At 40.2% G+C, this 9,931-nt stretch carries 8 protein-coding genes and 1 tRNA gene (1 of these 9 cut by a window edge); 6 read left to right on the top strand and 3 right to left on the bottom strand.

Annotation, left to right across the window (positions count from 1 at the left end):
• A tRNA-Met gene (locus AAEU30_RS20810) sits at positions 1-33 on the top strand (it extends 144 nt beyond the left edge of the window).
• A gap of 846 nt (positions 34-879) precedes the next feature.
• Here the strand turns inward: AAEU30_RS20810 and AAEU30_RS20805 are convergent.
• Entirely contained in the window at positions 880-1,929 is a 1,050-nt protein-coding gene (locus tag AAEU30_RS20805) for an alpha/beta hydrolase (RefSeq protein WP_421962197.1), read from the bottom strand.
• A gap of 1,017 nt (positions 1,930-2,946) precedes the next feature.
• On the opposite strand from AAEU30_RS20805, the gene AAEU30_RS20800 reads away from it, so the two are divergent.
• The 5 genes from AAEU30_RS20800 to AAEU30_RS20780 all read left to right on the top strand — a co-directional run bounded on the left by AAEU30_RS20800 (position 2,947) and on the right by AAEU30_RS20780 (position 8,713).
• The gene (locus tag AAEU30_RS20800) at positions 2,947-4,758 is read left to right on the top strand and encodes an assimilatory sulfite reductase (NADPH) flavoprotein subunit (protein ID WP_421962196.1); all 1,812 of its coding nucleotides are present in this window, start codon (positions 2,947-2,949) and stop codon (positions 4,756-4,758) included.
• 61 nt (positions 4,759-4,819) lie between these two features.
• The gene (cysI, locus tag AAEU30_RS20795) at positions 4,820-6,517 is read left to right on the top strand and encodes an assimilatory sulfite reductase (NADPH) hemoprotein subunit (RefSeq protein WP_421962195.1); all 1,698 of its coding nucleotides are present in this window, start codon (positions 4,820-4,822) and stop codon (positions 6,515-6,517) included.
• A 43-nt stretch (positions 6,518-6,560) separates the two neighbouring features.
• Positions 6,561-7,301 carry a phosphoadenylyl-sulfate reductase gene (locus AAEU30_RS20790; RefSeq protein WP_087532777.1) on the top strand — a complete coding sequence of 247 codons (741 nt, stop codon included), beginning with the start codon at positions 6,561-6,563 and terminating at the stop codon, positions 7,299-7,301.
• Positions 7,302-7,401: 100 nt separating this feature from the next.
• Positions 7,402-8,139, top strand: coding sequence for a substrate-binding periplasmic protein (locus tag AAEU30_RS20785; protein ID WP_421962194.1), 738 nt, complete (start codon positions 7,402-7,404; stop codon positions 8,137-8,139).
• A 43-nt stretch (positions 8,140-8,182) separates the two neighbouring features.
• Positions 8,183-8,713 carry a DUF4124 domain-containing protein gene (locus tag AAEU30_RS20780; protein ID WP_421962193.1) on the top strand — a complete coding sequence of 177 codons (531 nt, stop codon included), beginning with the start codon at positions 8,183-8,185 and terminating at the stop codon, positions 8,711-8,713.
• Positions 8,714-8,762: 49 nt separating this feature from the next.
• Here the strand turns inward: AAEU30_RS20780 and AAEU30_RS20775 are convergent, their stop codons facing one another.
• Positions 8,763-9,581 (bottom strand): transporter substrate-binding domain-containing protein, encoded by an 819-nt coding sequence (locus AAEU30_RS20775; protein ID WP_421962192.1) that lies wholly within the window; start codon positions 9,579-9,581, stop codon positions 8,763-8,765.
• Positions 9,565-9,828, bottom strand: coding sequence for a hypothetical protein (locus AAEU30_RS20770; protein ID WP_421962191.1), 264 nt, complete (start codon positions 9,826-9,828; stop codon positions 9,565-9,567). Before AAEU30_RS20770 ends, AAEU30_RS20775 begins: the two co-directional genes overlap by 17 nt.
• Positions 9,829-9,931: the final 103 nt, after the last annotated feature.

The following is a 9,931-nucleotide window of genomic DNA, read 5'->3' as shown; positions in this document are numbered from 1 at the left end:
AGGTCGTCGGTTCAAATCCGGCTCCCGCAACCAACTGAAATAAAATGTAATAATGAATCGACACTCTATATGAGTGTTTTTTTATGTCTGAAATTCAGTGAAATGGATAGCTCGTCGGTCTCAGCTCTCCATTAGCCAGCAAAGGTCGTCGGTTCAAATCCGGCTCCCGCAACCAACTGAAATAAAATGTAATAATGAATCGACACTCTATATGAGTGTTTTTTTATGTCTGAAATTCAGTGAAATGGATAGCTCGTCGGTCTCAACTCTCCATTAGTCAGCAAAGGTCGTCGGTTCGCTCACCATAAACTCTGGCTCCCGCAACTAACTGAAATTACAATTTAGAATATTAAACAGACACGCCCAAAGCGTGTTTTTTTATGTCTGAAATTCAGTGAAATGGATAGCTCGTCGGTCTCAGCTCTCCATTAGCCAGCAAAGGTTCTCGGTTCAAATCCGGCTCCCGCAACCAACTGAAATTACAATTTAGAATATTAAACAGACACGCCTAAAGCGTGTTTTTTTATGTCTGAAATTTAGTGAAATGGATAGCTCGTCGGGCTCAGCTCTCCATTAGCCAGCAAAGGTCGTCGTCACTGCGTGAGGCACTCACTCTTCATAAACTCTGGCTCCCGCAACCACTGAAATAAAATGTAAAAATAAATCGGCTCTCTTTATGAGTGTTTTTTATGTCTGAAATTTAGAGAGTGAAAAGCTTGGGGTACTCTTAACCTGAAGTCGCCCACACCTGGTAGGCCGCTCTGAGCGAGAAGCAGACGGTCGGGTAAACTTGTTTATGGACAAAAATGAGTTAGAGCCGAAGGACGGCTCTGTGCCAACAGCGGACGGTCGTAACCTTAGTCTCTTGTTATACCCTCTCTAGTCATTACACCTTTGGTCACCTTTAACCTGATTGCATATTTCACTAAAAATACTCTCACCAGCATCTTTATATCCATTGCTAGACAAATAGTCAGATATTTCAAACAATGAGTCTATGCCATCTGAAGATTGATTAATTGTGAAAGCTATGTGCTTGTTAAGTTCTTCTGTAGTATTTTCAGAAATTGCATAATGAGCTGTTAGCCTTTGCAAGGTTTCGTTAGGAACAGAAACCTTAAACCCAAACTTTTCAGATAAATCTGTATAGTGTTTTTTTAAACCATCTAATCCTGAAGTTTTTACTTCGTAGGTTGGTTCCCAGCCCGTAAATGTTGATTGTAAAGCATATTGCATAGAAGAGTGTTTAGTGGTTCTGTGAGATTGCTCTGGGAATTTTTGGAATTCAAAAGAACCTTCAGATAAGCTACTTAACTTCTGAGTTAATTCAGTAAAAGGCTCTTGCATATGTTCACCTTCATTTGCGATGGTGATCGTAAGAGGAGCTTTCTTTTTTAAAGCCTGAATTTTTGATTTGGATACCATATCTAAGATGTAATTATCATCAAGAGAAGGACTGAAAGCGAAGTATTTTGAAAAAGCAGGGTTATTACTTAACCAATAATCTAAGACGAAACGGCCTGAATTAGAGTGCCCAGATAAAATTGTATAAGGTGCAACTCGGTATTTATCATTAACAAAGGAAACGACTTCTTTCGCAAGGAAGTTAGCAAAGGGCGTTGTTTTTCCGTTTTCAGGGCTAAGTTCTTTTCCTCTACTTTCGATACCGACAACAATAAAGTTTGGAATTTGATCTTCTAATAAATCAATAGTCGATAAAGTTGAAAGCATATCCCATTGACCGTGCAGTACGTATAGTACTGGGTATGAATTACCTTCATCATGATATTTCTTTGGCAGCTTTATTAATAAGTTTCTTTTTTCACCAAGTGAATTGGACTGCAACTTAATTTCTTCAGCTAACATCAAATCTGATGCATATGAAAACTGTGAACAAAGTAAAACAAAACTAAAAAGCGATACTCTCATTTATAACTCTCCATGTTGATGAAACTCTAGGAATATAATAATAATTTAATAGTGCGCTCATCGCGCATATTTCTGCTGACGCCACGCTCATTTATCTACTTTATATAGTTTTAACAAATTACATAAGGCATTACTATCACTAAGTTTTGTAAATTTTTTAGGTAAAGTTAATGAACCAATATGCGCACAGCGCTCATTTTTATGAATATATGCGCAAGGAGCAGTTTAACTAATCAATTAACAACGATATTTAGCCAATCTCAATGTCCGGTTATCGCTCTTTTGAGGCATTCGCCTAAATACATTTTGGGGCATAAACGAGTTAGTACCACCGTCCCCTTATGGCACTTAGCCGATCTTCGGTTAAACGCGGTAAGTCGGGCTATTTCTGGTAAATTCATCATTATTGTCGGATGGCGTGGCTTCGCCACTTATCCGACCTACGTCAAAAGGTAGGTTGGTTTAGCCGAAGGCGCCACCCAACAGAGTTTCAGATACACGCCTTTAAGGTACACAATTGGCACCAATGCGATTGCCCGATTTGATTATGTCCTACTGTTTAAATCTTACAGAACAAGTAAAGGCTTATTCACTTAACTCGGAGATTGTCATCACTGCGTGAGGCATTCACTCTTCATAAACTCTGGCTCCCGCAACCACGAAATAACAAGTTCTATTAAATCGATACGGCTAAAGCGTGTTTTGTATGCCTGAAATTCAGTGGAACCAATTAGCGAGATATTTTAATAGGTAAGCTGAAGATCAAGTGTAATACGAAAACTCAAACTCCTCTTTAATCTGTTTTTGAAGGAAATAATCTAATTCCATAACTAAATGGAATAACAAAGCAGATTCTATTCTTTTTTTATTCGTCAATACCCCGCTATTCTTCACTCTCAGAGAAATCTTTGGAGCGAGCATTAACGCTTTAAAGTCGAAACAAATTTTAGGCAAAGTGATTCACTTATCTAGAGTAGTCATTTTGCAGTTAACTTTTAGGGTTACGGGGACGAATTCATGTTGTTAGGTCAACTCAATGCAGCGGCAAGCCCGCTATCGCAAGAGCAAGTACAAAAGCTACAAGGTTTAGTGGCTGAGCTTAATCCAATTCAGCAAGCTTGGGTGAGTGGTTACCTTGCTGCGAATGCAAATACTGCAGCCCTTGGTGGAGCTGTGGGCGCAGCACCGAGTGCAGGTGAAGCAGCGGCACTAACTATTTTATATGGTTCGCAAACCGGTAACTCAAAAGGTGTTGCAACTAAGCTTAAAGAGCAGGCTGAGTCACGCGGTTTAGCTGTTAAATTAGTGAGCATGGCCGATTACAAACCAACGGCGTTGAAAAAAGAAAAGTTCTTAACTGTTGTTGTGTCTACGTACGGTGAAGGTGAGCCGCCTGAAGATGCAGAAACACTACATGAATTTTTAACCACTAAGAAAGCCCCTAAACTCGATGGCGTTAAAATCGCGGTAATTGGTTTAGGTGACTCAAGCTATGAATTTTTCTGCCAGACAGCCAAAGATTTTGAAGAGCGCTTAAATAAATTAGGCGCAGAGACAATTTACCAGCGCGCTGATTTAGATGTTGATTACGATGATGAAGCAGCTACTTGGATCACTGGCGCATTAGATGCCTTTGAGCCTGACTTAAAAGCACAGCAAGATACAGGTGGCCAAGTTGTTTCTATGCCATTTGGCGCACCAGCAGCGGCTGCTAGCCAATACACTAAGCAAAACCCATTTGCGGCAGAGCTTAGTACGGTGCAAAAGATTACCGGCCGTGATTCTACTAAAGATGTTCGCCACGTTGAAATCTCTCTTGAGGGCTCCGATATTACTTACACGCCGGGTGACTCTCTGGGTGTGTATTTCTTAAATGATGAAGTATTGGTCGACGAAGTACTTGAACTGACACAAATAGATGCTGCAAGCCCAGTTAAGCTTGGCGATGAAGAGCTAACTATCCGCGATGCATTAATTGAAAAATTAGAGCTGACGCAATCTTACCCAGGCTTTGTTGAAAAGTACGCAGTGGCAACGGGGACACCAGAGTTATTAAAGCTGGTAGAAGATAAAGCGGCAATGCGTGAATACATTGAACCACGCCAAATATTTGATGTGATCCGCCAAAATCCAGCACAAGTCGAAGCACAAACACTCGTTGATTGCCTACGTAAGTTGCAAGCGCGCTTATATTCAATCGCCTCAAGCCAAGCTGAGGTTGAGGACGAAGTGCATTTAACAATTGGACTGGTTGAATTTGACGCCTTTGGCAGCGAACACTTAGGTGGCTGTTCTGGTTATTTAGCTCGTCGTGCTGAAGAAGGTTGTAAAGTAAAAGTATTTAGTGAGCACAACGATAATTTCCGTTTACCAAGCAATGACGAAACACCAGTGATTATGGTCGGTCCTGGTACGGGTATTGCGCCGTTCCGTGCATTTTTACAAGAGCGTGATTCGCGAGAAGCATCGGGTAAAAACTGGTTGTTCTTCGGTAATCCACACTTTACTCAAGACTTCTTGTATCAAGTAGAGATTCAAGGTTATTTAAAATCAGGCCTATTGAGCAAAGTTGATGTGGCATTTAGTCGCGACCAAGCTGAAAAAGTCTATGTACAAGACAAGCTTCGCCAAAACAGTAAGGACGTTTTTGCATGGTTAGAAGCGGGCGCACACATCTACATTTGTGGTGATGCAAACCGTATGGCGAAAGACGTACACAATGCCTTGGTTGATATCATCAGCGAAAATACAGGTAAGAGCTTTGAAGATGCAGATCAGTATTTAAAAGACTTACGTAGCGCAAATCGCTATCAGAAAGACGTGTATTAATCACGTTTCTTATTTTATTTAACAGCTAACAGCCGTCACTGTAACAAATTTAGGATTTAAAATGAGCGAACAAGATAAAAACGTAAAGCTTTCTGATAACGAGCGTTTGAAAAGAGAAAGTAACTTTTTACGTGGCACTATAGAGCAAGATTTAAAAGACGAGATCACCGGTGGTTTTACCGCGGATAACTTTCAGTTAATTCGCTTCCACGGTATGTATCAACAAGATGACCGCGATATTCGTGGTGAGCGTGCTAAGCAAAAGCTTGAGCCACTACACAATGTAATGCTGCGTGCACGTATGCCTGGCGGTATTATCAAGCCTGAACAGTGGCTTGCGATTGATAAATTTGCTGATGAGAAAACCAGCTACGGTAGTATCCGCTTAACAACACGTCAAACGTTTCAGTTTCATGGCGTATTAAAGCCAAATATTAAAGGCATGCACCAAATGCTTAATAGCGTGGGTATCGACTCAATCGCAACAGCTGGTGATGTGAACCGTAACGTACTATGTACCACGAACCCTGTTGAGTCTGAGCTTCATCAGGAAGCATACGATTGGGCAGCAAAAATTTCAGAGCATTTGCTACCAAAAACTAAAGCGTATGCAGAAATTTGGTTAAATGGCGAAAAAGCAGAAACCACTGAAGAGCCGATTTTAGGGTCTAATTACTTACCGCGTAAATTTAAGACCACTGTGACGATCCCACCTAATAATGAAGTGGACGTACATGCAAATGACTTAAACTTTGTGGCAATTGCAGAAAATGGAAAGCTAGTTGGCTTTAACGTATTAGTCGGCGGCGGTCTTGCGATGACGCACGGTGATACTGCTACGTATCCACGTAAAGCGGATGACTTTGGTTTTATTGCCCTAGAAGACACGTTAAAAATTGCTGAGCATGTGGTATCAGTACAACGTGATTGGGGTAATCGTTCAAACCGTAAAAACGCAAAAACTAAATACACTTTAGACCGTGTTGGTTCAGATGTATTTAAAGCGGAAGTAGAAAAGCGTGCCGGTGTTAAATTTGCACCTAGTCGCCCATTTGAATTCACTCACCGTGGCGATCGTATTGGTTGGGTTGAAGGGATTGATGGCAAGCATCACTTAACGCTATTTATTCAAAGTGGCCGTATTTTAGATTACCCAGATAAGCCACTGAAAACAGGTTGTCGTAAAATTGCCGAAGTTCACCAAGGTGATATGCGCATGACGGCGAACCAAAATTTAATTATTGCCGGTGTGCCAGCCGATCAAAAAGCAGTGATCGAAGAAATTGCTCGTAATCACGGATTAATTGACGACAAAGACACTGAGCAACGCAAAAACTCGATGGCGTGTGTAGCATTGCCAACTTGTCCGCTTGCAATGGCAGAAGCTGAGCGTTACTTACCAAGCTTAGTTGAAAAGACCGAAGCACTGCTAGCCAAGCATGGTATCCCTGATGACAGCATTATAATGCGTGTTGTCGGTTGTCCAAATGGTTGTGGTCGTGCAATGTTGGCTGAAGCTGGTTTAGTGGGTAAAGGACCTGGAAAATATAACGTGTACTTAGGGGGTAACCTTGAAGGCACACGTATTCCTAAATTGTATTTAGAAAATGTCGGTGAAGACGTGTACCTAGATGCCTTTGACAAGCTAATTGGTCAATGGGCAAGTGAGCGTAACGACGGCGAATGTTTTGGTGACTTTGTGATTCGTAAAGGCATTGTTGCTGAAGTTAAAGTGTCAGTCACCGATTTTCACGCTTAATTTAAAAGCAAGCGGTAACGCTTGCTGAGGTTTGGAATTTACTATGAGTGAATTTAAAAACATATTACAGCTCGATAAAGAAAGCCAAGTTGCTTTACTTGCTGATGCTAACGGCATATTAAAAGATATGAGCGCTGAGCAGCGTGTTGTATGGGCGCTGGATAATTTGCCTGATACACAGTTTTTATCATCAAGCTTTGGTATTCAAGCTGCTGTGATGTTGCACTTGGTAACAACACAGCGCCCAAATATACCTGTAGTACTGACTGATACTGGGTATTTATTCCCTGAGACTTACCAGTTTATTGAGCAGATGACGGAGCGTTTATCACTTAATTTAAAAGTGTATAAATCAACGTTAAGTCCTGCATGGCAAGAAGCTAAATTTGGTAAATTGTGGGAGCAAGGCGAAGCGGGCATTAAGCAATATAATCAGCTTAATAAAGTCGAGCCGATGACCCGTGCTTTAAAAGAGATTGATGCTGGTACTTGGTTTAGTGGCCTGCGCCGTGATCAGGCGTCTACCCGTGCAGATAAACAAATTGTTGAAATCAGCCGAGGAACAGTGAAGGTTTATCCAATTATTGAATGGACTAACCGCGATGTGTATCAATATTTAACTAAGCATGATTTACCTTACCACCCACTTTGGGAGCAAGGGTATGTGTCTATGGGCGATGTTCATACAACCCGAAAACTAGAACCAGGTATGACGGAAGAAGAAACGCGCTTCTTTGGTTTAAATCGTGAATGTGGTCTACATATTGATGGTGATGGGATTTAATCCTAAATAGTTCTCTGAATATTCCTAAAACGCAGCCTAGCTGCGTTTTTCATTTTTGACTACAGTATACTTAATAACCACGACTTTATACGTGCTCATAATGAAACAAATTTTTGTTATTTTACTGCTTTTAATATCTAACCAGGCATTTTCTGATACCTTTCGCGTAGCTTTGCCTGACGAAGATTACCCTCCTTTCCATTTTTCAGGTAGTGATAGAAAAGGCATTTTAAATCATGTTTTATCAAGGTTTTCAACAGAGTCAGGCTATGAAATAGAATATGTATATGTGCCAGAAATGCGTTCAGCTAAGTTAGTGCATAATAACGATGTTGATGCCAGAATGGAGTCCGAAATATGGCAAGTTGATAACCGCCAATATTACTGGAGTGATGGTATAGCTCCAGTTGAGGATGCTGTCATTGTTGGCAGTGATGTTGATCCTGACATATTTCAGGCCAAAAATAAGTCTGCTTCAGGGGTTTTACTAGGTCGCTATGGTTATATATACCCGCAATATGAGTCATTAGTTAAAAATAAGATTTTTCATCGAGAAAACTTTTATTCAGATTTAACAATGCTGCAGAGCCTTCAAAGTGGTACTTTAAAGAGTAAGCGATTTGCGGTTATGTCTCGGGCAGTCTTTAATTGGTATTGTATAAAGTACCCTGAGTTTAAAAAGCTAAATATTAGTGATTTTAATGTAGGAAAAGCACCTCTTCAATTGCAGTTTTCGTATACCTCGAGAGGTAAAGCGCGCGCCGATGCATTTAATAGTTTTTTAAAAAAGCTGAAAGATAGTGGTGAGCTTGATAGAATTATTGCTCGCTACCAATGAGGGTAGTTTTTAGTTCATATCAACTTATCTCAAAGGATTGAAAATGAAGTACTTTGCATATCTAGCTGTGATGGTATTGCTTATAAGTGTTGTGGCGCTATTTTACTTGAAGCGCCCGGATGGGCAAGCATGGCTAACTACAGAGCAAGTAACAAGTAAGTCTGACGCTTTAAAAGAGCAAATGGTTGCGCTTTCAAGTGATACGCTTGATCAAGCTGTAAAGTTAGTTACGGACACTAGTAGTAAGGTGGTGGAAAAGGTTACATCTGGTGCAAAGCCTTCTACAACTGTCATATATAAATGGCAAGATGATACTGGGCAATGGCATTATTCTGATCAACCCAACCCCAAGGGTAACAGTGAGCAAGTGGTATTAGACCCAAATGATGTCACTGTGGTTGCGGCTGAAGACACTTCAATACTTAAAGGCAGTGCTAAGTCAGGCGGGATCCCACTGAAAAAATCTCCCACAAGCGCTTATGATCCCATCGTTATACAAAAATTATTTGATGATGCAGAGCAAGTAAAATCACAATTAGAACAGCGCAATAATACCCTAGAACAATCGCATTAAGCTATTTTAAGGGCAAAACTTAGTATTTTTAGGTGTTTAATACCAAACATTACTTTTCTTTTTGATGGGGCTTTTCTAATGAGAAAAGCGGCTGTTCGATGAGTATGGGTAATTTATACTGCTGAAGCCAATTTGTAGTTATGGCTTTGAGCTCACCTGAGCGTATTAATAGCTTTAAGCCTTGATCAAATTTATCTCTTAGGTCTTTATCGTGAAACAGGATAAATGATCCCTGATAGTCTAATAAATCTAAATAAATATAATCATTAGGATCCAGAGCAGTTAAGTGGGCTGTGTGCCAGTAGAAGACTAAGTAATCACCCACTCGAACATCAATCTTATTCTTATGAAGTTGCTTATTGAGGGCTTGTTGATTCCCAATCTCTATGTATTTCACCGACTCTAGCTGCGTAAGTTTACGATACTCATTACCAAATAAGTCAGATGCACCTATAAAGCTACCAATAGTGAGGTTATTTAAATCATGCAGGCTTTCAACTTTTTTAGTCCAGTGTTGAGCGGGTAGTATTACACGATTTAAAAACTTAACTCTGTACTTAGATGGGTAGCTATTAACGGGCGGTAAAGCTGTGTAGTTAATAGCGATATCCGCAGTTTTACTTACAAAATAACGCTTTATAGCATCATTATTTAGTGGTATCAGATCTAACTTCTTATATCCATGTTCAGACAACACTTTTAAAAGTACGAGGTCAAAATAGCCCTCACCACTTATTCCTTGTTCTGAAAAGTAAGGTGCAAAGTTACCAGAGGCAATTGTAATCTTTTGCTTAGCATGACTGAAAGTGCAATAAATACATAGCAGTAACTGAACAACGACCCTAAAACGTTTACTTATCTGTAGCATTGAGCGCAGCCTTTGTCAGTTTATTATGCTCAGCTTCAAGATGCATAAGGTAAATTGTTAAGTAAATCTTTGTTGGTAAAGAGAATAAAACACCAATAGCGATACATACCGCACTGAATGTGATTCTTTGTACACTATTGCTAGCACCAAACAAGTCAGATACAAGCAAGTAGTGACCGAGTAATATTAGACACAGCCCTGAGATTATAAATGCTTTAAGTATTTTAGTAATGGATAGATTAGGCACACACTCTTCACCTTAGCTTTCATGTAACTAAGTGTAGCTAATAATATGGAATGTGGTTTGTTTTGAATCAAATTGGGGTGGATTGGGGGTTGTAAGCAACCCC

The sequence above is a fragment of the Pseudoalteromonas mucoides genome (assembly GCF_049257175.1).
Classification (GTDB): Bacteria; Pseudomonadota; Gammaproteobacteria; order Enterobacterales; family Alteromonadaceae; genus Pseudoalteromonas.
This window is presented reverse-complemented; position numbering and strand designations above follow the sequence as displayed.